The following is a 23,034-nucleotide window of genomic DNA, read 5'->3' as shown; positions in this document are numbered from 1 at the left end:
AGGAAGATGAAAACAATAGATCAGGCAAAGGCAATAAGGAACGACTTCATGATTGGGAATGGGAAGGGCCAAAGCAAAGATGCCCTTGTCCGGCAGCAGCCTGGCTTGCGGAGAAAGCTTTCTGATGGTGACCTCTCCAATCTGTACGCAAATAATCGAATCATCCAGAATATCATTGATATTCCGGCTGAGGATATGACCCGTAGCTGGTTCACTTTGAAAATGAAGGATGAAAAACTGAAAGATGATATCATGCACAAGTTGAGGGACCTAAACGCGAAGGAAGCATTCAAGAAGATGCGTTCCTTTGAGAGGTTAAGAGGAGATGGATTCATTTCCTTAGGAGTTACTCAATCAGTACCTTTCTCTTTAAATGAATCCTTGGATGAAACCAAACTTAAGAGATTGGATTATATTCATGCTTTTTCTGGAATGAAGGTTAGTGATTTCATCATCAATGAGGATATGTTCAGTCCCCTATTCGGCCAGGTGGAATTATTCCAAATTAATAGACGGTCAAGGATGGGCAATCAGATTGCAGGACTTAGCCAGGAGAACGTACATGCTTCTCGCCTGATACATGACCAGACACGTAGGCTTGAGGACGAATATAGAGGGCAGCCTTTGCTGGAACCCCTATACGATATTATCACTATCCTGGATACATCCCTTTGGTCTGTTGGCCAGATGCTTTATGATTTCGCCTTCAAGGTGTACAAATCGGACGGTATCGAAGGTATGTCTCCAGCGGACAAAAATGAACTTGGTATGCTCATGGACTTTATGTTTCGCACTGAAGCGCTCGCCATCATAGGTAAAGATGAAGAACTTAAGAAGGAGAGCACGCCAGTCGGGGGTATTAAAGACCTTCTTGATTATGTCTGGGAAATGCTTGCCGGAGCAGCTCGAATGCCTAAGAGTGTAATAAAGGGGCAAGAAGCTGGAACCATCACCGGGGCCCAATACGATGTAATGAACTATTATTCTCGCATTGCTGCCCAACAAGAGAACGAGCTACGTCCATTGGTAGAACGCATTATTCGCTTGCTCTTATGGTCAGAGGATGAACTTGGGGGACGGATAGATCCTGCCAAAGTAGAATGGGAACTTAAATTTAATCCATTGTGGGAGGTAGATTCTAAAACAGATGCAGAGATTAGAAAAATCATTGCTGAAACAGACAATATCTATCTCACAAATGGAGTGCTCATGGTAGATGAAATCAGAGAAACTCGGTTTGGCCAGTTCGGCCTGACGAATGTCACAAAATTCTCAGGTGACGAGACTGACTTAGAGAAGATGGCCAATGAAGTTTACTCATCGTGGAAAGAACGTGGCTCAAATGGCTAGAATTGCTCCTCCTACACGTTTTCCTGATGCGGTGGCAGTTAGTTATTACCGGGGCATGAGAAAGCTAATTACAGCCTTAGGTAAAGCCACAATGGAGATGTTTGACGAGCAGATTATTCCACAGATTAAGCTATACCGTAACCGGCAGGATGATATGCAATACCGTGCAGACGCTCCACTCGACGTGATTCAAAGGGCAATTGATATGATCAAGGCACTCTCCCTTGGGATTTTTTCTTCATCAGCAGTGTTGGACTTGGCAAACAGCTTTGTTGGCGGGATTAATACTTTTAATTCGAAAAACATGGCGGACCAAGGTCGGATTAAGGGAATAGATCCCACGCAGTACGAGCCTTGGCTGGATGAATTTATGCGGTCTTCCATAACAGAGAACGTCAGTTATATCAGTTCTATCCGTGATGACTACTTTCCTAAGATTGAAAGCATTGTTCATCAGGGCGTGAAAAACGGGAAGAGCATAAAGGATATGCGAGAGCAGCTTATGAAGCAGACGGGAATGTCATTAAAGAGAGCTCAGTTTATTGCTGTAGACCAGGCGGGATCCATTACAGGGCAGATGACCGCAAAACGGCATCAAAGTATGGGCGTTAACAAATTCAAATGGTTAACTTCCCAAGATGAAAAGGTGCGGGATTCTCATCGCGTCCTAAGCAATAAGGTGTTTTCCTACTCGCATCCACCGGTGGTTGGCCTGCCTGGTACTGATTACCGTTGCAGGTGTGTTGCAATCCCCGTGTTTGATGAGGATGAAATCAATAGTAATCAGAAACATGATTTCCTTAGAATTAAGGCAAGCAAAACAGACAATCCTGATGACATTCAAGCTATTAAGGATGATTTGGCAATGATTCCAGACACTCACCGTGAATTATTGTCAGAAGCCGTGAAAGAAATTAGGATTGTAAAGGTAGGAAGCTCTAATTACAATCGAGAAACCGGTGTATTGAGTATTCTTGAAGGAATGGAAAAAGGAGAATTAGTTCATGAACTTGGCCATGCAATTGAGACCAAACTGAACTTTCAAAATAACCACGTTTATCAACAATTAATGGGTAAGCTTGTAGGCAATAAAACTATGGCCGATATTTATTATGATGTAGAATCATATGATATTCCTGTTTGGTTACTAAAAGATGATAGATTTATCAGTGAATACCAAGGAAGGCTATATTATGATGTAGGCATTATGAATGATAATGGGGTAGGCATAAATCCTGAATCGGTTGGTGAATATTTTGCTGAAGGATATCGAGAATTTATTACTAATCCGCAAAATTTATTAGCCAAAGATAAAAACTTATTAAAATTTATAGAGGAGCTGATGTCATGAGTTTAAAAGATGAGTTTTTGAAAACTGAAGATCCTCAAAAAATTAGTGACATGTTAAAAACGATTCCCAAAAAGGAGTGGGATAAAGAAATGGTCACTCATTTAAATAATGTTGTAAGGAAATCAAGTAATGGAGAAACACAAAAAAACCATTCTGATCCAAGAGCAGCATTTCGAAAAAGGCGCTGATTTAATTGAATCGGTGCTTTTTTGTTTGCGAAAGGGGGTGAGAAAGTGTGAAATTACAAAGGTATGATAGATCTCTTATACAAGACTACGGAGAAACACCAGAAGGCTATTTGACGGTCACAGTGCCGATCACTCGCCCTGGTGTTTTTCCATATCAAAGGCAGGACGGAACAGTCCAGATGGAGGCCAAACTGCCTGATGAAATATTCAGCGATAGGACGATTCGTTCTGCTCGTTCTAAGCCGGTTACTGACGACCATCCCAATGAGCCGGTAACTTTAAAAAATTACAATCGTTATGCAAAAGGTCTATCACATACGGATGCAGTTGTCCGAAACCTTAAACTCTATGTGTCAATGACGATTACTGATGAGGCTTTGATTCAAAAAATAAGGGATGGTAAGAGGGAAATTAGTATTGGTTTTATGTCTGATGTAGTAGCCGAGCAGGGGACTTATAACGGAGATGCTTATCAGTTTGTTCAGCGTAATTTAGAAATTAATCATATTGCCATTGTTGACCAGGGTAGGGCGGGGCCGGAAGTGGCTATTCGCAATGACTCTGATGCATGGCAAATTGAATCAAAGGGAGGAAACAAGGAAATGCCAACTTACAAGATTGATGGTAAAGACTATGAAGTTGATTCAACAGTGAAATCTTTTTTGGATGCACAGCAGGCTCGACTGGATGCAGCTAGTACGAAGGTGAAAGAATTTGATACTTTGCAAGGTCGTTTTGATGCCCAGGAAGCAAAACTGAAAAAGGCAGAAACAGACCTGGAGGAAGCGAAGAAACAGCAGTTATCTGCTGATGAACTGGACAAGAAGGTTGAAGCCCGCGTGCAATTGATTAGCGGAGCAAGAACAATGCTGGGTGACTCTTTTGATTTCACTGGCAAAACGGAACGAGAGATCAAGGAAGCTGTCATCGCTAAAGCGAAGCCGGACTTTAAAGGTGATGGGAAATCAGAGGATTATGTTAATGCCTTCTATGATGCAACAATAGGTCAGGCAAAACAGGCAGGATTCTCATCAACCGGTTCCAATCATTTATTCTCTGGTGATGGATCAGCAGCCAGCAAGAATGTTGAAGAAATGAAGAATAAACGTCTAAATATGAAAGGAGCTAATTAATATGGCAATCACTGATTACGGCAAGTACATGCCGGAAGCCGGCGGAAAAGGTAAGCTTGCAAACTATCAAGATTACCAAGCTGATACAAAGGCTGCAGCTGAGGCTATTCCTTTTGGAGCAGCCCTACAGCTTGGAACAGACAAAAATACAGTCACTGTTGTTAAAACAGGAGGTAAGCCATACGGTATTGCCCTTGCACAAGAAATTCATGAGTGGGTAACAAAGGCCGATGATCAAAAATTCCTCCAATATGATCCTGTTCCAGTTGTCCGAAAAGGGACTCTTTGGGTGGAAGCAGGCGGCGATGTTATTTCTGGTGATGCAGCTGCAGTGGACCCTGCAACCAATCGATTTGTTGCTACGGGCTTTACAGGTGCAATTGCATTTCCGTCAGGCACTTTTAAAGGTAATGCTTCAGCAGGTCAATTAGTTCAAGTAGAAATCAACCTACCATAAGAAGGAGTGAAGGGATAAATGACTCAACAACAATACAGAGCTGATGCTCTTATTCGTCCGGTGGACCTTGAGGCCATCGATAACCGTATTTATGAAGCAAAGAAGGAAGAACTAAAAGCACGCACAATCTTCAATGTAAAGACCGATGTTCCCGAAGGTGCTGAAACCTATTCTTACGATGTCATTAAACGTTCCGGTGCTGCAAAAATCCTTGCACCAGGTGCTGATGATATTCCACTCGTTGACGCGGACATGGAGCGGCACACAGAAAAGATTTATTCTATCGCTGCTGCTTTCCGTGTATCTGTTCAGGAACTGCGTCAAGCTGCTATGGCAGGCCGTCCAGTTGAAGCAACGAAGGCTGATACAGCTCGTAAGGCGATTGCGGAAAAAGAAAACCGCCTTGTTTGGGTCGGTGATTCTAAACACAATATCCTTGGTGTAACAAATGCTGAAGGGATCCAGACAATGGCTGTTTCAAACAACGCGGCCGGTGCATCTACAAAGTGGAAAGATAAAACGGGTAAGGAGATTGTTGCAGATATCCGTAAAGCGAGGACCCCAATTGAAAAGCTGCCAGGTCACAGTGCAAATACTTTAATCGTGACTCCTGCAGCCATGGAGGAACTCGGAAAGGAATATAACGAGTACACTGGACAAACCGTACTCCAATACCTTAAAACTCAAGGGTGGTTCTCTACAATCGAATTTACATCTGATCTGGAAGGTAAGGGAACAGGGGGAACCGATTGTTTCTTGATTTTGGACAATTCTCCGGATGTTGTGGAAGTGCTGATTCCAATGGATATCAAGCGTCATCCGGAAGAATATAAGTTTCCAAATTACAAAGTACCTCTTGAAGAGCGTACCGGTGGAGCTATCGTGCGTTATCCAATGGCTATTTTGCGCGGGGAGGGAATCTAATGTTAGTTCATAACAAAGGTAAATATGTCCGTCATGCAGAGGAAGTTATGCTAGTGCCTGGTGCAAATCAAGTTGAATCAAGCGATTTCGAGCGATTCAGCTCCCATCCACTCATGAAAAAGCTTATTGATGATGGTGAAATCATCCTGCAAAAGAGGCTTAAAGACATGAAACCCGATGATGCAATTGATTTGGTGAAAGATACGTTCTCTTTGGCAGTTTTGGAAGAAATGAAAACAGTAGAAAAACGAAAAGCTGTTCTGGAAGCTATCGACTCCCAAGCAGTTGTCATTCAGGGGAAAGCTGACGAATCTGAAGAATAGGGGGAAGATTCAATGACAACCACATTAGACCGTGTCCGGTCTATGAGTAAGGAGTTTGCCTCCTTAACGGATGTTCAACTGAACATGCTTATTGAGGATGCCACTCTTGAGGTATCCTCTTTAACTATTCCCGACGATCAAAGAGAGAGGCTTACACGTTATCTGGCAGCACACCTGGCGTCCATGGACGTCAGGAAAGTTGTGAAAGAAAAGGTAGACGTCATCGAAAGAACCTACAGTGATTCTGGTTCAGGTGGAACTGCATTGGAATCAACTTCATTCGGGTTGGAATATCAACGCATTTTAAACAGCCTTTCTGGGACCGATCGCAAAAAGCTGAATCTAACGGTGCTTTAACATGGTCAGAAAAAAGGCCTATGCCAAGATAACCAATTCTGTAGATAACACTGGGCGTCTGATGAAAATCCTTGATGAGTTGAACAGTCATTCGGTCGAAATTGGGATTTTCGGAGAAGATGACTCTTTCTATGCCATGATCGCAAATGTGCATGAATACGGGATGACCATCAAGCCAAAGAGTGCAGCTGCGCTGACTATCCCAGTAAGTCCTAAAGCTTATGGAAAAAGCGCTGCGGACTTCCCTGGTATTTTCAGACCGAAAGGGACGGACGTATTGGCTATACCGAAAGGGAAAGATGGTTTTGAGGTACTTTTTGTACTGAAGAAGTCCGTAACCATACCAGAGCGTTCCTTCATGCGTTCAACATTCGATGAAAAAAATGATGAATGGGTTCGTTTTATGCAAGGGATGGTCAACCAAGTACTTGCTCGTAAAATGGACGTGCAGACCCTGTACGAAAGATTAGGGGCGAAAGTTGCGGCCGATATTCAAGAGAAAATGACCAGCATGAAGAATCCGGCAAACTCGGAAAGTACGGTTGCCAATAAAGGATCTTCTAATCCCTTGATTGACACTGGTGGTTTGAGGTCTCGAGTCACATGGAAAGTGGTGGAGAAAAATGCCTGAGATGATGTCTTTTAAAAGCCTGCTCGATCAATACAGTGTTCCGTTTACTGCATATGCTGCAGGTGATGGGCACTGGACAGATGGGGGAGATTGGGAGCCTGGTGTGATTGCTCCTGTAGAGATGACAGGAGTGATTCTTCCGTTTTCTGATGATGATTTAAGGTATGCGGAAAATGGCACATACAGTGTGAAAGACAGGAAAATCCTAACCGTTTATTCTGTCGTTGAAGGCCAGAAAGTCAGGTATAAGAACACCACATACACCGTGCAAAACTTTAAAGATTTAAGTGAATATACGGACGTAAACGCCTATATTGCGAGGTGGGCAGGCAATGAATCTAGCGATAATTAAAGAGGTAATTGCTCGTATTAAACTGGATACAGGCGTTCAAATTGTAAAGGGTAATACAATAGCCCCACAGCCAGCTCGCCCTTTTGGCATCTACAACCTTACTTCTCCTTATATCAAGGGAAGAGGGAGGGGGGCGGTCACTCAATATAAAGAAGGAACATCAATTTTTGAAAAGCGGACTGAACAATATAAATTCACTATTTCCTTTAGCTTTTATGCGGGAAATGTAGAAACCACGATTGAATCGGCCTATAAGGTCCATCAGTGGTTTCTTTTTTTAGGCCAGGGATTTATCAGGGATAAAAACATGGCTGTTGTTTCAGTGGGAAATATCCAAGATCGGACAACATTTTTAGTAGACGAATATGAGTACAAACATGGTTTCGATGTTCAGCTCAGGGCAACGAGCGAACAGATCCGTCAGCTGGCAGAAACTATCGAAACTATAAATATAGGAGGTATTTAGTATGCCATTATCAGACGTTACTGTAACGATTGACCTGGTAAAGCCATCTGGATTGGTCGGTCTAGGGAACCCACTTATCCTGACTGAAAAAACAGGCACCAGTACAATAAAAAAGTTTACGGACATTACAGCGGTGAAAGAAGACTTTGTTGAGACAACTACAGCATACAAGAAAGCAGCTGCAGTATTCGCTCAAAAACATCGCCCTGCTTCATTAACAATTGCAACATATGATCCTGCTGCTACAGGAGGAATTTCAAGCCCAGCCGGTGCGGTAGCAGAATACTACGATAAGGATTGGTTTTTTGTCCTAACTGCTGATGCTGATCTAGCTGAACAAATTGCTGTGGCAGATTTTATTGAAGCAAAGAAATTTAAAATGTATGTAGCTAAAACTATTGATTCTGAAAGCCGAAATGCTTTTAAGTCTAATGCGTATGATTACATCATTAACTTTTACCATCCTATCGTGAATCAAGAAGTTGATGCTGCACTTGTAGGTGAACTTGGCAGTCAAACAGTAGGATCTATTACTTGGAAGTTTAAAACTCTGACAGGAATAACTCCAATTGATGTTGATTCAACAGAACTTGGCCTCATTCATGAAGATGGGGCCATTGCTTATGTTAATAAGGCTGGAACTCCCCAAACGAGTGAAGGAATTGTTGCAAGCAAAGAGTACATTGATGTCATGCACGGGAAATCGTGGATCAAAGTCAATATCGAAAATAGTATTCAATCTGCCTTCGCAAACAATGGCAAAATTCCTTTTGACCATAGAGGAATCAATCTGTTAGATGATCAAATTACAACTGTACTTCAACAAGGATTTATTAATGGGATTATTGCTGAAAATGCAGACGGAAAGCCCCTTTATACGGTAACAGCAAAAAGTCGGGAAGAGTTGCCTGCAGAGGAAATGTCAAAACGCATATATGGTGGTTTGGCTTTTAGCTTTGAGCTTGCAGGAGCCATTCATGAGGCGAAAATTCAGGGTGAAATACTAGCTTAGGGGAGGTAAATAAACATGAGTACTTATAATGCAGCATATGCCACTGTCAGTGTAGACAGCCGGTTTATTACGGGGTTCGATGAAGGGAGCTTTATCAGTGCAGAAAAGGACGAGGAGTTCTTTAGTACAAAGGTGAGTGCTCAAGGTGAACCGATTATCTCAGAGATTAATAATCCTCTTGGGACAATTACAATCACACTTTCTCAGACGTCACCGTCCTATCGTTTTTTAATGGACAAGGCTAAGTCGAAAGAAGAGTTTCCAATCTGGGTCAACTATAACGATGGCACGCAAAAAGAAAAAGCCGGCGGAACAAGGGCTCGGGTAAAGAAAACACCATCAAAGGAAATCGGAGATGAAGCAAGTTCCCGGGAATTCGAATTCCAGGTTTTTGATTACACAGAAGAGTGATTTAAGTGGCTAAACGCAAGCTGAATAATCGATCAAGGCAGTCCAATCGGGCTGCTTTATTTAATTTACATTTAAAGGGAGAGATTTTTAAAATGGCTAAAATCGGAACTCAGAAAACAATTACTGTTGAAGGAATTGACTACACATTACAGCATCCTGGATCCCGTGAATACATGAGGATTCAAGACCGTATTACTCAGGATAATGGCGTGCCGTCTTCTGAAAAGACAGCTGATGAGGTGTTCAAACATATCGTTGTTGACCCAAAAGTATCTTTCGATTATTTCGATGAAAACGATGGTTTGGAAGAGGTAATCAAAGAAGCGCTTTCCTTTCTTAGAACAGGAAAATAACAGCTTTAGCGAAACCAAGTTAAAACAAGAAGTCGAAAAGGAGTGGTGGTTTTGGCGGCCTATCGTTGCCAAAGTCATCACCTATAGCGAAGCCATACAAATGTCCAGACATCAATTACTAAAGGCAAACATGGCAATCGACATTAACGGTAAGAAAGAAGAAGCAGCGATTAACTCGAGTAGCAAACCAAAACGGCCTCGTAGAAGATAGTATTGCTAAATTCAAAAGAAAGGAGGGGGTGGTATGGAAGCACTGCGGAGCATGGTTGTTGAGCTTGGATTTGGCATAGAAAAATCACCTGTCTCAGAGATAAACAAAGAGATGGATGAGCTCTCAAGAAAGACAAAAGGGATGAATCCTGGAGTCCAGAAGATGCAAAAAACTTACGACTCTGCCATGGGCGATATGATCAAGGAAACTAAAACCTTTAATAAAGAAGTCACCCGTCAAATGGATTTTATCCGGCAATTGGCCAGGACATCCGGTATTAGTGCTCACCAGTTGGCGAATGAATGGTCAAGCATGTCCAAAGATATGCAGCAGTCGATGATTCGTAATCATAATGATATGAAAAAATATCGGATGGAATTAATGAATTCCAAAAATGATATGCGAAAGCTCGGCATGCAGATGGGACATTATCAGGGTTCTACCAATGATTTCATGAAGGAAATCACTAAACTTGGTAAAACTCATAAGAAGATTACAGACCAGATGATTAATAGTAATCAGTCAATGAAACAGGGTTTTATCCAAACAGTAGCCACTATGTCTGCCATGAGCAGCCAAAGCTCCAAAATCAGCGATAACTACGACCGTATGGGTGGAGCGATATACAAGGTTAATAAGCCGTTGTTAAAGGTTACAGATGGTCTGGACCGCATGGCTCGGTCGGGAAACGCAGCATCATTGGCACTTCAAATACTCGGGCCGAATGCCAGCATGAAAGCTTTGCAGGATCAGGTACGGCTTATTAATCAGGGAATTATGAGACAACAAGCTCTTCTTATGATCCTAAGCATCGCTTGGCTTGGATTCACTGCTGTTATGGCCCATTCTGCTTTAGGTCCTGATCCTTCGGATGTACGTGCTGAACAAGCACGACTAACTAAAGTTTATAAGGATGCCTGGCAGGATCGAGTAAATGAAATTGCATATTTTGTAGATTTGTTTGAGAAGGTATCCATACCTAAGGTCAGAGGCAGCGACCTTCAAACAGCATTGGATAGCCAGTTGAAAGCTATGCAAACTTGGAGAAATGGTCTTTCAAGCCTTACTAAAAAAGGTGTTGATGAAGGGCTTTTAAAAGAACTCCAAAAGGCAGGGCCGGCAGCTGCTGGACAGATTAAGACTTTGGATAGTATGAGCCGTCCTGAATTAGACAAGTACGTTGGAACCTGGCGCGATAAAATGGCGCTTGCCAGGACTCAGGCAACTGATGAGCTTTCTAAACTGAAGCAGGAAACTGATAACAAAATAAAAGATTTGCAAAATAGCATCAAACCTCTTGGACAGTCGTGGGAAAACTTCAAAAGTACCTGGGCAGATGCCCTTGCTCCGTTTGTGGAACTATGGGGATTTCTTGCTTCTAAAATGGTTGATATGGGGACAAAGGTTGGAGAATTCGTTCAAAAGCTGAATGAAATTAGCCCTTGGATTACCAAGATTGCTGGTATGTTTGTTTATCTTCTTACAACAATTTTATTATTTCTTACGCCTTTAGCAATCGGAATTGGATATGTTATGGGCATGAAAGCTGCTTTTGCGGCGGCCTGGACAGTAATCAAACCAGTTGTAGAAGGCTTAGCGGCCACAGCAGGAACAGCAGCCTTGGTTACCGTTGCAATTATTGCATTAGCAGCAGGCTTTTATCTTTTATGGACACGTTCTGAGACTTTCCGTAACGCGGTCATTAGCGGGTGGAACTCAATTAAGTCTGCTGCAGTCTCTGTATGGGGTTTTATCCGTCCATATCTCATGCAGGCGATGGCTGCAATCACTTCATTTGCGGGTGAAAAGCTATCTCAGCTTAAAAAATTCTGGAACGAGAACGGCGCCCAGATCCTTCAGGCAGCGAAAAATTTCTTCACTCCAATAGTTGCGGTAGTCAAGTTTGTTATGGGTTTTGTCTGGGCTATCATGCAAGCTGTATGGCCTTTGGTATTAGGATTGATAAAATCCGTTTGGGGAAACATCAAAGGGGTCATAAACGGTGCCCTGAATATTATAATGGGCCTGGTGAAAATCTTCTCAGGGCTGTTTACTGGTGATTTCAGTAAGATGTGGGAAGGTATCAAAGAAGTATTCTTTGGCGCCATTCAATTTGTATGGAATTATGTGAATCTATTGTTTGTAGGGCGCATTCTTGGTGCTGGAAAGCTACTGTTCTCTGGCATGCGGACTATTATATCTACTCTTTGGTCAACTTTGAAGAATATTTTCTTCGGTGGTGTAAAAGCGGTAGGGGGATTTGTATCTAAAGGATTTTCAGCAATGCACTCTTCAGTCGGCAGAATTATGACACTCATCAAGGAAACGGTAACTACTCGGTTTTCAAATATTATCGATGCAGCAAAGGCATTGCCGGGGAAAATAGGTCAGGGAATAAAGAATATGTCCGGCGAAGCGCTAAAAGGTGTCAAATCATTTGGCAATAAACTAGTGTCAGGTTTTGCAAAAGTTATAAATGGTGCTACCAGTGGTTTGAATTGGGCGATGGGTAAAATCGGTATCGATTTTACTATTCCTCAATGGGAGCCTCCTAAGTATGCTAAAGGAACAGGATTCCACCCGGGTGGCCCAGCTATTTTAGGAGACGGCGGCGGTCCGGAACTCTACCGGACACCGGGAGGACATATTGGATTATCTCCAGGGAAAGACACTTTAATGAATTTGCCTAAAGGGACAGAAGTTATGCCATTTAGGAAATCCATGGAGTTGTTAGCAGCAGGATTTCCAGCTTACAAAAAAGGAAAAAAAGGTCAGGGTTCTGATGGAAACTTCCTAAGCCGAGCGTGGCAAGGAACCAAAAATGTTGCAGGTGATCTTTGGGACGGAACTAAAAAAGTCGCAGGAAAGGTTAAGGATGTTGGCCTAGATGTTTGGTCTTACATTTCCAATCCATCTAAGCTCGCTTTAAAGATTTTTGAAAAGTTCGGAGTAGAATTTCCGAAAATGTCTGGTGCTTTCAATCAATTCGGAATGGGGTCCGTTAAATTTTTGAAAGGCAAAGCTACAGAGTTTCTGAAAAAGAAGATGGAGGGATTTAGCTCTTCCTTTGCTGGTGGTGCAGCAGCTCCATCACAAGTAAAGCAATGGATTGCCCAGGCGTTAGGCATAACTGGTACACCAATGAGTTGGATGCCGGCGATGCTCGTGAAGGCGCAGAAGGAGTCAGGGTATAACCCAAGGGCAATAAATTTGTGGGACTCGAATTTTAGAGCTGGTCATCCTAGTAAAGGCCTTTTTCAGACAATAAACAGCACATTTAGCGCTTATAAATTGCCAGGCATGAATGACATTTACAATCCAGTTCACAATGCTGTAGCAGCAATTCGATATATTAAGGCTCGTTATGGTTCAGTATTTAACACACCAGGCATGCTCAGTATGGCTCGAGGTGGTGGGTATAAAGGATACGCTTCTGGAACCGATGGTCCTCTTAAGAAATCAGAGTGGGCTTGGGTAGGTGAACAAGGTCCAGAGCTGATGCGATTGAGGAAAGGGACAGAAATCTTCAACAACCGTGAAAGCAGGAAAATTGCATCAGGTTCCTACAATCCTACTGTTGATTCATTCTCTTCCGGTTCCAATGAGTACTATATTGATTACAAACCGACAGTAAATATTTACGGAACTAGCGGTAATTCCGGCGGTAAGCCAGTAAAGCAGCAAGTGCAAGAAGCTTTAGATGAGCACTACCAAAAACTAATTAATCTCTTTGATAGCGGGGTGGTAGTCTAATGGCCAAACTGGGCAGGGTAAAGCTTTTTATTGAAAAAGAATCGGATTCCAGTGCTGTAGATGCCACTTCCTACCCTGTTGAAAAGGGAATACCTTTCACTGATCACGTTCAAGAAAAACCGGATGAGGTTTCAATTTCCGGATCTATAATTGGTTCCAACTACAAAGAAGATAAAGAGTACCTAAAGAGAGAAATGAAAAAAGGCACCATGTTTACTTACGTAGGCCGTAATATCGCAAAAAATGTCATCATCTTAAGTATTGACGGTGATGTTGATTATTCCATATCAAATGGGTCAAACATCTCTATTAAGCTTCAAACTATCAGAATTGCGACAACCCCCTGGGTGAAGGTGAAAAATAGTGGGAAAAAGAAGCCTGTTAGTAAAAAACCAACTAAAAAAAGTAAAGCTGTTTATCACAGAGTAAAAGCAGGTGATACTTATTGGGGGCTGTCAAGAAAGTACGAAACATCTATTCCACAATTAAGGAAATGGAATAAGTATCCGGATAGAAGGATTCCAATAGGGGTCAAACTAAGGGTGAAATAAGGTGATTCAATGCTCGATTACATTCCAATTGATAAAGATTCATTACCTGAGCAATTCGAAATCGACCTAGGTAATGAATCTTTTATTTTTGAAGTGAACTATAATCAATCATTTGATTTTTTTACAATAAATCTTTACGACGCCAATCAAATCCCAATTGTTATTGGCGAAAAGTTAGTTCTCAATAGGCCGTTGTGGAGTAACCTGATAGATCAACGTTTGCCAGCTCCGGCCATTGTACCTATGGATGAATCCGGGAAAGCTATCAGGGTCACCTTAGATAACTTTATGGTCACAACATTTTTATATATTGATAATGTGGCTAACATTCCGGATGAACCAAGCTTGGAGGGGAACGGTTATGACGGGTAAATTATTTGGCCGTATCGTTAAAATTCAGGTTTCTGGAGATTATAAAGCGGAATTTACATCTAGTGAACTCCATATTGAATTTGAAGTGCCATTTGACGATGATGAAAAGCCGAATGAAACAAGTGTCATGATTTACAACCTATCGCAAAACTCAATTAGTCGGATTAAAAAAGGCAGCTCTCTTACTGTACAGGCTGGTTATAAATCGGATTACGGAGTGCTCGCTCAAGGGGAAATATCCCATTTTTTTACCCGTCGTGAAGGGGTTGATAAAGTGACTACTATCAAGATGCTTGAGGGCGAGGATTTAGCAAAGAAGAAAACAGCAAAACCTATCACCTTTAAAGCTGGTACTAAGGCTGATGTCATTATTAAAAGATTGGCTAGTGTATTGGGTTTTAAATTGCTAGAGCTCAAACTTCCTAAAAACGTGATATACAAAAAGGGATACACAGTCACAGGGAACATAGAAAACAATTTAATCGAGGTAGTGAAGGATTGTGGTGCATCTATGTACAATCGTCGAGGCGGGAGAGTTATCAGATCAATCAAAGAGGGCACGGTTGAGCATTTCCGTTTAGAAGATAGTACCGGGTTATTACAATCACCAGAACCTTTTGATGAGGATGGAGTGCGCGGCTATAATGTTATGAGTTTGCTTCAGCACAGGATAACAGTGGCATCCATTATCGAAATTGAGAGTAAGACCGCTAATGGGAAATACCGCGTGAAAAAAGGTAAACACCTCTGTAACGGCGATGAGTTCAGAACAGAAATGAAGGTGATTTAATGGCCAATGACACTCAGTTTTTCAACCATCTTAAGAAAGAGGTTGGTCTTCATTTATTTGTGGCAGCACCTGCCAGAGTCATAACAATGAATGCAAATGGAACAGCAGATATTAAAATATTGTTTAAAACCAAAGACAAAGACGGAGAACTATCCGATCATCCACCTGTGGTTGAAGTCCCTATACTAAAACATATAGGGGAATTGATTACTGGGGATGTTGTTTGGGTGAACTTCGCTGATCGGGCTCTTGACCATATGACCGGCGCCCATACTTTCGATCCTGGCTTTACCAGGGTACACAGTATTAATGATGCCGTGATTGTGGGTGTGTTCAAATGATTTCTCCAAAAATAATTGATGGTGATCTGGTTTTTGAGAACGGCGACTGGATTTTTGCAGAAGGCAATGAGGAACTGGTCCAGTCGGTGGAAGCCATTCTGCAAACCAGCAAGGGAGAGTTTTTCTTAGAGGAAGAACATGGCCTATCACATTCCAATTTGGTTGGTAAGGAAGCGAACCAAGAAGAAGTACGTGATGACATTATTGAAGCGTTGTCTCAGGAAGAGCGTATTGCTTCAGTGCGGGATATAACCTTTTTTGATAATAAAAAAATTAGGCATCGGACTGTAAATATTACTTTGGAAAAGGGTGACGGATCCCAATTGACATTGGAGGAGGTGTCATTGGATGCTGGATAAGAGTGGTTTTAAACGTAAAACTTATGCTGATTTAATTGAAGAAATGAGTGATAAGGCTCGTGAGCTTTTTGGTGATAATATAAATGTATCGCCAAGGAGTCCGTTTGGACTTATATTGAGACTCTTTGCATGGTTCCTGGCTTTAGCTTGGGAGCTTGCTGAGAAGGTGTATAATAGTGCATTTGTAGGAAAGGCGGAAGGTGTCCAGTTGGATAACTTAACGCCTTTTTTTAATACAAACAGAAAACCTGAACAGGAAGCAATTGTTACCTTGAGTTTCACCGGCACTCCGAATTATGTAATCCAGGTAGGGACACGGTTTGAAACCATTAACGAAGTTGACTTTATGCTCACGGAAGATGTGCAACTTGACGTCTCTGGTAAAGGATTAGGATTGGCAGTATGTATGACACCAGGTGCTTTGGGAAATGTAGCTGCCGGGACTATCACTGTCATAAGTGAACCAAATGCAGATGTGCTCACCGTCAATAACTCTGGTCCGGCAGCCGGTGGGCAGGATAGGGAAACAGATGCAGAGCTTACAGAACGTTTACTCGTTTCCGGTGCCGGCGCGGGCAGCGCTTCACCAAACGCCATTCTCGCAGCAGTATTAGCTGTTCCAGGAGTTCGGGCGGCGAATATAGCTGTTAATAATAAAATGGTAGCGGAAAACGGTCTTCCTCCGAAAAGTTTTCAAATATATGCTCATGGTGGAACTGGCCCGGCTGTGGCTGAGGCCATTTTCAGTAAAATGACAGCTGGTATTGAATCATTCGGGACCACAGATTTTACCATGGAAGATATAGCTGGCAATAAACACATTGTTAAGTATACACCAGCCTCAGTAATCGATATCTTTGCCAACATTACGCTTGTGACGGATTCGACCTTTGAAATTGACGGGTTAACGCAAGTTAGAAATGGAGTTATTAATGTAATTAATAATCTTGAACAAGGGGATGATGTTATCCTGCAGAGATTGGTCGCGGCTGTAATGGGTGCTCAAGGTGTAACGGATGTGACTATCAAAACAGGAAAAACAGCGGACTTATTAAGTGCCGTCAATATTCCTATTGAACCACAAGAAGTGGCCCAGGCCCTTCCTGAAAATATAAGTGTGGTGGCATCATGAGTATTTTTCAATCAATCCTTCAAAGTTTACCAGACGCTTTCTCTAAAAAGGCCGACTCTAATATTGGTCGATTGATGCTTATTTTATCTAACCAGATTGATCAATTGAACACAGCTTTGACCAAGATTGATCACTGGCGAAACATAGATGAGGCAGAGGGAAGCACACTTGAACAGATTGGGAAAAACGTGGGCCAAAAACGTGGATTAGCGACAGACGAGATTATGAGAGTACTAATCAAAGCGCGAATTGCCCGAAATAGAAGTGACGGGACAATTAATAGTGTCATCGATGCATTGTCGCGTTCATTAAATACTTCTCCATCCACCATAAAGCTTAAAGCATTATATCAGCAGGGGGAGCCTGCAGCGCTTATGATAGAGGACCTTCCGTTGACGGCCCTTAACAAAGTAGGGATGTCAGTCGGACAATTCGCTTATATCACTCAACAGGTTGTAGGTGCCGGAATAAGAATCACGAATATCGATGTCAGGGGAACATTTATATTTTCTTCCCAACCTTCAAACATAGAAGCTTCATTTGAATTTGGATTTGCGCCTTTAGATCAAAGCAGCGGTGGGCGGTTGGGTGCCACATTTAATCCGAATGAAGATGTGATATTGCCATTTTAGAAAGGAGTGTCATTATGCCTTTTATTAAAGAATTACCAGAATGGAAATACCCAGGCAGCAAGCCTCCGCAAACCAAGTTGGATGAAGGATGGCAGCCTAATGACCGTCCACCTTCTGATTGGTTCAATTGGCTCTTCAACACAATTTATCTCGCATTACTAGAATTGCAAGAAGAGGCTATAAATATTGATCAACAAGGGGAGGCGAATGGAGTTGCGACTTTAGATGCGACAGGAGACTTGCCCCTTTCTCAGGCCGACAATGTCTTGAATTGGGTCAAGGGGTTTGGCATGGGTGGAGCATCTGAAAATCTTCCAAGTGGCACAGATTTAAATACCCAGACAACGAACGGTTTTTATTATTGCAGCAGCCCTGTTAATGGGCCGGGGACAAACGGCCATATGTTGGTCATGGCGTTATCTGGCACGTATAGTACACAGTTTTATATTGGGATAAACGGCAACATGTATATGCGAATCAATAATAATGGTGTTTGGGGCGCGTGGGTTACTTTTGCTAAGTACGATAATAACGGTAAAATAGCGGTTGCCAACCTTCCTGACGCCACGACTTCGGTAAAAGGGATAGCACAGCTGAATGATGCAATTGACAGTACAAGCGTTGTTCAAGCTGCTACTGCTAATGCAGTAAAAAAAGCGTTGGATACTGCTAAAGCTTACACTTACAGCAAGGCGGAAGCTGATGGACGATTTGAGACTCCTGGTGGAGCCCAGACAAAGGCAAGTGCAGCGGAAACTAACGCTAAATCGTATGCAAATGCAGTTGCTTCGACAGCGGAAACAAATGCAAAGAATCATGGAAATGCAGTGGCATCCACAGCGGAAACTAATGCAAAAAACTACGCTGATTCTGTGGCCGACACAGCAGAAACAAATGCTAAAAATGCATCTGCTCCTATTGGACATATTGGAGCAGGTGGATCTACAGCTCACCCAGATGCTACAACCACAAAAAGTGGGTTTATGAATCCGGCTGCAGTGTCAAAATTAAATGGCATAGCAGCGTATGCTAATAACTATGTTCACCCTGCAACGCATCCAGCGTCAATTATTACAGAAGATGCTACAAAACGCTTTGTTTCCGATATAGAGAAGAACACCTGGAACGCGAAAGAAACGCCAGGAGGGGCGCAAACAAAGGCTGATGCAGCATATAGTGCAGCGCTAGCATGGGCGCGTGGGCATGGCCTGGGCGATAGCCCTAACAATATTCTTCCTACTAGTCAGGATTTAAACAAAGTCATTGAGAGCGGGTTTTATCGCATAGGCGCAACGCCTGTGAATAGTCCTGGCTCGACAGAATGGTGCCAAATGATTGTAGCAAGAGGCGGAGCAGATACAATTTCACAAATGATTATTAATAGCGTAGGCAATGTTTTTGTAAGGTCGGGCAACCCGCCGGAAGTTGGTGGACCTGGCACATGGAAGGCCTGGCAGGAAGTTGAAACCGTAGCAGGGGCAACAGCGAAAGTAAACGCTACGCAGGTTGCAAAGCTAACTATGGATTCTGGGCTGAGTATTGATTGTTCCGGTCAAGATTTAAACAAACTAATAACCAGCGGTTTTTATTACGGTAACAGTATGCTGAATGCACCAGCCACAACATCTTATCATCGTGTTTGGGTAATGATGGGTAGCTCAACCACAGGTATGCAGTTAGCTGCAACAAATGCCAATACAATGTACATCAGGAACATGACAGGCGGTGTCTGGAATGCTTGGTCTAAGTTTGGTAGTGCTGACGCGTTGGATTGGAAAAATGCTACTTTGCAAAATGGTGTTATACCGTATTCTAGCGGACTTCCGGGACTGCAATACGCAAAAAGAGACGGGATTGTATATTTAAGGGGTGCTGTAAAAAATATTGGACAAAACGAGATAACCATTGCCACCCTGCCAACAGGATACAGACCGTCGGGTGTGAGTCATGTTTTCGCAATGCCAACAAGTTTAGATGGAAGTGGGTTTGCAAGATTTGCTCGGTGGTCAGTAAGTACACTAGGGATTGTCGAAATGTATTCTATGTCTGGTGGAGTGCCGTCAACGGGTTTTTGGTTTCCTATTAACACTTGCTATCCGGTTGATGAATAAAAGGAGGTATCAGAATGAAAATCACATATCAGTTTTACGACGAAAAGGGGAATTGGCTGCCAGGTGAAGAAATCACGCTGGAAAATGACGAGCAACCAGAAAGCGGTTATTTTACAGATAAACCTTTGCCACAGCCATGCTGGAAACCAATTTTCGACAAGGTTAAAAATGACTGGGTTGAAACCGCAACAGAAGAAGAAAAGAACCCGCCACAGCCAGTACCAGAACCTTCACAGCTAGAAAAACAGGTGGCTCTTATCCAGGCAGCGCTTGACGATCTTATCTTAGCTGGGAGTGGGGTTTAATGGCTGCGTATATGGCCCAAAGAATCATAGACGGCGCGTACACATTTCTATTTGTCACTACGAAACGGCCAGATTTACAGGCGGGCATTGAAACATACCTAACAGCACAAGGTAGAGAAGATTTAATTGAATAATCGTGTTGTAATGAGGGCTAAGAAGTCCTCTTTTTTATTTATATAGAAATTATAAAGAGGGGGGAATGGAATTGGAGGCAGAAAACGTACAAATTGATCCATGGAAATCCGGAGTACAAAAAGATATCAATGACATGAAGGCTGATATCAGGAGACTACAAGATAAACAGCTTTTACAAGACCAAACTATTCAGGGGATAAAAGATGCACTGACGGAAATTAAAGAAGATACGAAGTGGCTGAAGCGGACAATCACGAATGCTCTAATTTCGGCATCAATCATTGCACTTGTCGGCGGAGCCATAGCGATAGTATTTGATGTGTTTAAAGGAGGAGCTTAATCATGAAAAAAGATATCTTTACACTTTTGGGCGGCTTTCTATCAGCTGTCCTTTTATTTTTGGGATCTATTGGTGTAACAGTGGAGTGGTTCAATCAGGCGAGCATTGAGGCATTTGTCTTTATGGTTTCGGCTGGAGCTGCATTAGCTATTAATTTTTATTCAATCTGGAAAAACACCTACGTTTCCAAGAAAGCAAAGAAACAAAAGGAATTTTTAGAACTCAATAACAAACTTTAAGTCGTCCCCCAGGGCGGTTTTTTATTTTAAGAAAAGGGAGAGGGTTAATAATGGCAAGATGGATTAATGATGGAGGACACGGCGGCACAGACCCAGGTGCAGTGGCTAACGGAATTATTGAAAAGGTGTATGCTTTGGAAGCCGCAAGGTATGTGGACAGGAGATTAAAGGAGCACAGACTTACCTCCGGGCTTACCAGGTCTGGAGATGAGACGCTTGACTCGGGACCACGGACAAAGCGTGTACGTGACTCCAAAGCCAAGTTCGGTATGAGCCATCATTTTAATGCGGGCGGTGGATCCGGTGCAGAATTTATTCACTCAATTTTTTCTGACGGAGAGTTTGAGAAAATGTTGGCCGAAGAATTTAAAAAGGCTGGATATCCTGTAAGGAGAGCATTTGACCGGAAGGGGAACAATGGTAAAGACTATTATTTCATGCACAGAGAAACTGGCAGCTGTAACATGACGATTATCGAATATGATTTTGTGGATGGTCCGAACGCAGCTAAGTTAAAAGACAAAACTTACCGGGAGGGCATGTATGAGTGTGTTGTCCGAGCAGCATGCAAGAGAGAAGGAACTCGATATTACCCAGTGAAGCAGCAAGCATCCAAACCAAAGCCAAATACAAAACCAACAAAAGTTTGGCATGATATTGTAATTGGGGGATTTGATCAGTATGAAATTGATGCTGCATTTGCGAAAATTAAAAAGGAATTTCCAGGATGGCATATGGAAAAGAGAAAACAGTAAGACGAAATCCCCTTCTGTAAAGAAGGGGATTCTCTTTTAATTAATTATTGAATATGTTAATTATTCTAGTTTGTCCAAGGCTAAAGCCACCGCATCATCCAATGTATCAGCTGCCCCTTTGGCAAGTATATCCCTACCATAAGGTACGTCCTCATCGAAAACACTTAAAAATACTTCAACACTATCTTGATAAAATAAAAACATATATGTAACTAAGTCCTGGTGTTCATTAATCATGACTCCGGTTTCACAATCCTTAACTCCCACCGAAAAATTCTTATCATCAAAAAGTGCCTCTAATTTGGATTTCATCATATCACTCTCCTGTATTTGGTAAATTCGACAAGCTGGAAAAAAGCCCTTGTTTCAATTTTATGAAAAATAAAAAGCCCTTCTCACTGTTAATTTTATAAAAATGATTAATCATTTATACAAAGTTCGATTATTTAAAATAAAGATTGATTATAAATCCTGTGTTGATATGCAGGATTTTTTCTTATTCCGTAATTGGGCCAGATAATTGAATAACACTTTGCAGTTGATTTGGATATTTATGTTTGTGAAGGAATGTACTTAAAGTAACGGGGCGGTTTAGTTCAAGAAGGAATAGTGATTATGTGTTATAATTTGGATAAATTATAAAATAAAGGGGATGTTTAATTTGAAAAGATTCATCTTAATCCTAATGCTTTTGATTAATGTTATTTACATAGCGAGTTACCTTATCAATTTTGATTCATTTACATTAAATAAACTATGGATTGTCTTTTTTTTAATTAGTTTATGTTTATCCATTCTTTTTATGTTTCGTTCGAAAAAGCAATCAGTATTATCTATTGCAGCTATAGTGGCAAGTATTAGTTCTTTAGGGGCTTATGGTTTTCAATATGTTATATCCAACCTAATGGGATAAAGATATTCAACTAAACGGTGTGCTTTACTTCTATAGGGAGTAAAGCCTTTTTCTTATTCAAGTAATGGGGCAGTTTAACGCAAGAAGGATTGCAGGAAAAAATATACAACAAATAGAAATACTTAAAATAACAAACTATGTGAGGAGATAATACTACTTTGAACATTTTAACTCTGATTTTAAGTTATTTAATAGGCTCAATTTCATTTGCTTTAATAGTCGGTAAAATGTTTTATAAGAAAGATATTCGTGATTATGGTAGTGGAAATCTTGGTGCAACTAATGCTTATAGAGTTTTAGGCATAAAAGCAGGAGTAATTGTTGCAATTGCTGATATATTAAAAGGTACACTTGCTTGTTTACTTCCACTAATACTTAGTTCTACGATTAATCCTATTGTTTGTGGTTTATTAGCTATATTAGGACACATATTTTCTGTATTTGCTAATTTTAAAGGTGGAAAAGCTGTTGCGACAGCAACTGGAGTTTTTTTATTTTTGACACCTTTAGGTGTTTTGGTTGGTTTTGTTGTGTTTGTACTAACTTTGTTATTTACTAAGTATGTATCACTAAGTTCAATGTTGGCTGGGATAGCATTATTTATTTACAGTCTAATATTTGAAGATAAAGTTATCATAGCACTTTCTCTACTAATAAGCGTATCAATAATCATTCTACATCGACAAAATATAAAGAGAATTCTAAATGGAACAGAGAACAAAATAATTTAAAAATATTGAGTATAATGTCAAGCTAAACCAGCTAATAGTTTGTCAACATTTTTCAA

Annotated in this window: 30 protein-coding genes; 29 read left to right on the top strand and 1 reads right to left on the bottom strand. The window is 41.5% G+C overall.

What is annotated here, in order from left to right:
* Positions 1 to 6 precede the first annotated feature (6 nt).
* From D1970_RS10730 to D1970_RS10600, 28 genes are all read left to right on the top strand, one after another.
* On the top strand, positions 7 to 1,350 hold the full coding sequence (locus D1970_RS10730; protein ID WP_119112868.1) for a DUF1073 domain-containing protein: 1,344 nt from the start codon (positions 7 to 9) through the stop codon (positions 1,348 to 1,350).
* Positions 1,307 to 2,701 carry a phage head morphogenesis protein gene (locus D1970_RS10725; protein WP_119112867.1) on the top strand — a complete coding sequence of 465 codons (1,395 nt, stop codon included), beginning with the start codon at positions 1,307 to 1,309 and terminating at the stop codon, positions 2,699 to 2,701. Before D1970_RS10730 ends, D1970_RS10725 begins: the two co-directional genes overlap by 44 nt.
* Complete coding sequence (locus D1970_RS10720; RefSeq protein ID WP_119112866.1) at positions 2,698 to 2,889, top strand: hypothetical protein; 192 nt, start codon at positions 2,698 to 2,700, stop codon at positions 2,887 to 2,889. Before D1970_RS10725 ends, D1970_RS10720 begins: the two co-directional genes overlap by 4 nt.
* Positions 2,890 to 2,936: 47 nt before the next feature.
* On the top strand, positions 2,937 to 4,022 hold the full coding sequence (locus tag D1970_RS10715) for a DUF2213 domain-containing protein (RefSeq protein ID WP_119112865.1): 1,086 nt from the start codon (positions 2,937 to 2,939) through the stop codon (positions 4,020 to 4,022).
* A 1-nt stretch (position 4,023) separates the two neighbouring features.
* Complete coding sequence (locus D1970_RS10710) at positions 4,024 to 4,479, top strand: structural cement protein Gp24 (protein ID WP_119112864.1); 456 nt, start codon at positions 4,024 to 4,026, stop codon at positions 4,477 to 4,479.
* An 18-nt stretch (positions 4,480 to 4,497) separates the two neighbouring features.
* Positions 4,498 to 5,403 carry a DUF2184 domain-containing protein gene (locus D1970_RS10705; RefSeq protein ID WP_119112863.1) on the top strand — a complete coding sequence of 302 codons (906 nt, stop codon included), beginning with the start codon at positions 4,498 to 4,500 and terminating at the stop codon, positions 5,401 to 5,403.
* Complete coding sequence (locus D1970_RS10700; RefSeq protein ID WP_119112862.1) at positions 5,403 to 5,726, top strand: hypothetical protein; 324 nt, start codon at positions 5,403 to 5,405, stop codon at positions 5,724 to 5,726. Before D1970_RS10705 ends, D1970_RS10700 begins: the two co-directional genes overlap by 1 nt.
* Positions 5,727 to 5,738: 12 nt before the next feature.
* Positions 5,739 to 6,083: a DUF4054 domain-containing protein gene (locus D1970_RS10695; protein ID WP_119112861.1), complete on the top strand. Its 345-nt coding sequence runs from the start codon at positions 5,739 to 5,741 to the stop codon at positions 6,081 to 6,083.
* A gap of 1 nt (position 6,084) precedes the next feature.
* Complete coding sequence (locus tag D1970_RS10690) at positions 6,085 to 6,714, top strand: hypothetical protein (RefSeq protein ID WP_119112860.1); 630 nt, start codon at positions 6,085 to 6,087, stop codon at positions 6,712 to 6,714.
* Complete coding sequence (locus D1970_RS10685; protein ID WP_119112859.1) at positions 6,707 to 7,066, top strand: hypothetical protein; 360 nt, start codon at positions 6,707 to 6,709, stop codon at positions 7,064 to 7,066. Before D1970_RS10690 ends, D1970_RS10685 begins: the two co-directional genes overlap by 8 nt.
* Positions 7,047 to 7,532 carry a phage neck terminator protein gene (locus tag D1970_RS10680; RefSeq protein ID WP_119112858.1) on the top strand — a complete coding sequence of 162 codons (486 nt, stop codon included), beginning with the start codon at positions 7,047 to 7,049 and terminating at the stop codon, positions 7,530 to 7,532. The genes D1970_RS10685 and D1970_RS10680 overlap by 20 nt, the downstream gene beginning before the upstream one ends.
* Before the next feature lies 1 nt (position 7,533).
* Positions 7,534 to 8,544, top strand: a complete 1,011-nt coding sequence (locus tag D1970_RS10675; protein WP_119112857.1) for a DUF3383 family protein — start codon at positions 7,534 to 7,536, stop codon at positions 8,542 to 8,544.
* Between the two features lie 15 nt (positions 8,545 to 8,559).
* Positions 8,560 to 8,955, top strand: coding sequence for a phage structural protein (locus D1970_RS10670; RefSeq protein WP_119112856.1), 396 nt, complete (start codon positions 8,560 to 8,562; stop codon positions 8,953 to 8,955).
* A gap of 92 nt (positions 8,956 to 9,047) precedes the next feature.
* On the top strand, positions 9,048 to 9,308 hold the full coding sequence (locus D1970_RS10665; RefSeq protein ID WP_119112855.1) for a hypothetical protein: 261 nt from the start codon (positions 9,048 to 9,050) through the stop codon (positions 9,306 to 9,308).
* 244 nt (positions 9,309 to 9,552) lie between these two features.
* Positions 9,553 to 13,272: a transglycosylase SLT domain-containing protein gene (locus D1970_RS10660; RefSeq protein ID WP_119112854.1), complete on the top strand. Its 3,720-nt coding sequence runs from the start codon at positions 9,553 to 9,555 to the stop codon at positions 13,270 to 13,272.
* Complete coding sequence (locus tag D1970_RS10655) at positions 13,272 to 13,823, top strand: LysM peptidoglycan-binding domain-containing protein (RefSeq protein ID WP_119112853.1); 552 nt, start codon at positions 13,272 to 13,274, stop codon at positions 13,821 to 13,823. Before D1970_RS10660 ends, D1970_RS10655 begins: the two co-directional genes overlap by 1 nt.
* Before the next feature lie 9 nt (positions 13,824 to 13,832).
* Positions 13,833 to 14,195: a phage baseplate plug family protein gene (locus tag D1970_RS10650; RefSeq protein WP_119112852.1), complete on the top strand. Its 363-nt coding sequence runs from the start codon at positions 13,833 to 13,835 to the stop codon at positions 14,193 to 14,195.
* Positions 14,185 to 14,985 (top strand): phage protein, encoded by an 801-nt coding sequence (locus D1970_RS10645; RefSeq protein ID WP_119112851.1) that lies wholly within the window; start codon positions 14,185 to 14,187, stop codon positions 14,983 to 14,985. Before D1970_RS10650 ends, D1970_RS10645 begins: the two co-directional genes overlap by 11 nt.
* Positions 14,985 to 15,326, top strand: a complete 342-nt coding sequence (locus tag D1970_RS10640; RefSeq protein ID WP_119112850.1) for a Gp138 family membrane-puncturing spike protein — start codon at positions 14,985 to 14,987, stop codon at positions 15,324 to 15,326. Before D1970_RS10645 ends, D1970_RS10640 begins: the two co-directional genes overlap by 1 nt.
* The gene (locus D1970_RS10635) at positions 15,323 to 15,685 is read left to right on the top strand and encodes a DUF2634 domain-containing protein (RefSeq protein ID WP_119112849.1); all 363 of its coding nucleotides are present in this window, start codon (positions 15,323 to 15,325) and stop codon (positions 15,683 to 15,685) included. Before D1970_RS10640 ends, D1970_RS10635 begins: the two co-directional genes overlap by 4 nt.
* Complete coding sequence (locus tag D1970_RS10630) at positions 15,675 to 16,817, top strand: baseplate J/gp47 family protein (protein WP_119112848.1); 1,143 nt, start codon at positions 15,675 to 15,677, stop codon at positions 16,815 to 16,817. Before D1970_RS10635 ends, D1970_RS10630 begins: the two co-directional genes overlap by 11 nt.
* On the top strand, positions 16,814 to 17,449 hold the full coding sequence (locus D1970_RS10625; protein WP_119112847.1) for a hypothetical protein: 636 nt from the start codon (positions 16,814 to 16,816) through the stop codon (positions 17,447 to 17,449). Before D1970_RS10630 ends, D1970_RS10625 begins: the two co-directional genes overlap by 4 nt.
* Before the next feature lie 14 nt (positions 17,450 to 17,463).
* Positions 17,464 to 19,560, top strand: a complete 2,097-nt coding sequence (locus D1970_RS10620; RefSeq protein ID WP_119112846.1) for an XkdV family phage structural protein — start codon at positions 17,464 to 17,466, stop codon at positions 19,558 to 19,560.
* A gap of 14 nt (positions 19,561 to 19,574) precedes the next feature.
* Positions 19,575 to 19,865 carry a YomQ N-terminal domain-containing protein gene (locus D1970_RS10615; RefSeq protein WP_119112845.1) on the top strand — a complete coding sequence of 97 codons (291 nt, stop codon included), beginning with the start codon at positions 19,575 to 19,577 and terminating at the stop codon, positions 19,863 to 19,865.
* Positions 19,865 to 19,999, top strand: coding sequence for a hypothetical protein (locus D1970_RS22995; protein WP_259339661.1), 135 nt, complete (start codon positions 19,865 to 19,867; stop codon positions 19,997 to 19,999). The genes D1970_RS10615 and D1970_RS22995 overlap by 1 nt, the downstream gene beginning before the upstream one ends.
* Before the next feature lie 71 nt (positions 20,000 to 20,070).
* Complete coding sequence (locus tag D1970_RS10610) at positions 20,071 to 20,340, top strand: hemolysin XhlA family protein (RefSeq protein ID WP_246370330.1); 270 nt, start codon at positions 20,071 to 20,073, stop codon at positions 20,338 to 20,340.
* A 2-nt stretch (positions 20,341 to 20,342) separates the two neighbouring features.
* On the top strand, positions 20,343 to 20,579 hold the full coding sequence (locus D1970_RS10605; protein ID WP_119112844.1) for a phage holin: 237 nt from the start codon (positions 20,343 to 20,345) through the stop codon (positions 20,577 to 20,579).
* Between the two features lie 50 nt (positions 20,580 to 20,629).
* Positions 20,630 to 21,334, top strand: a complete 705-nt coding sequence (locus D1970_RS10600; protein ID WP_119112843.1) for an N-acetylmuramoyl-L-alanine amidase — start codon at positions 20,630 to 20,632, stop codon at positions 21,332 to 21,334.
* A 60-nt stretch (positions 21,335 to 21,394) separates the two neighbouring features.
* Here the strand turns inward: D1970_RS10600 and D1970_RS10595 are convergent, their stop codons facing one another.
* A complete protein-coding gene (locus tag D1970_RS10595; RefSeq protein WP_142921012.1) occupies positions 21,395 to 21,649 on the bottom strand; it encodes a hypothetical protein in 255 nt (84 codons plus the stop codon).
* Positions 21,650 to 22,405: 756 nt separating this feature from the next.
* Here D1970_RS10595 and plsY point away from each other — a divergent pair.
* Positions 22,406 to 22,978: a glycerol-3-phosphate 1-O-acyltransferase PlsY gene (plsY, locus tag D1970_RS10585; protein WP_119112840.1), complete on the top strand. Its 573-nt coding sequence runs from the start codon at positions 22,406 to 22,408 to the stop codon at positions 22,976 to 22,978.
* Positions 22,979 to 23,034: the final 56 nt, after the last annotated feature.

The organism is Mesobacillus zeae, assembly GCF_003570705.1.
Lineage (GTDB): Bacteria > Bacillota > Bacilli > Bacillales > Cytobacillaceae > Mesobacillus_C > Mesobacillus_C zeae.
The sequence above is the reverse complement of the archived record's forward strand: the minus strand, read 5'-3'. Positions and strand labels throughout refer to the sequence as shown.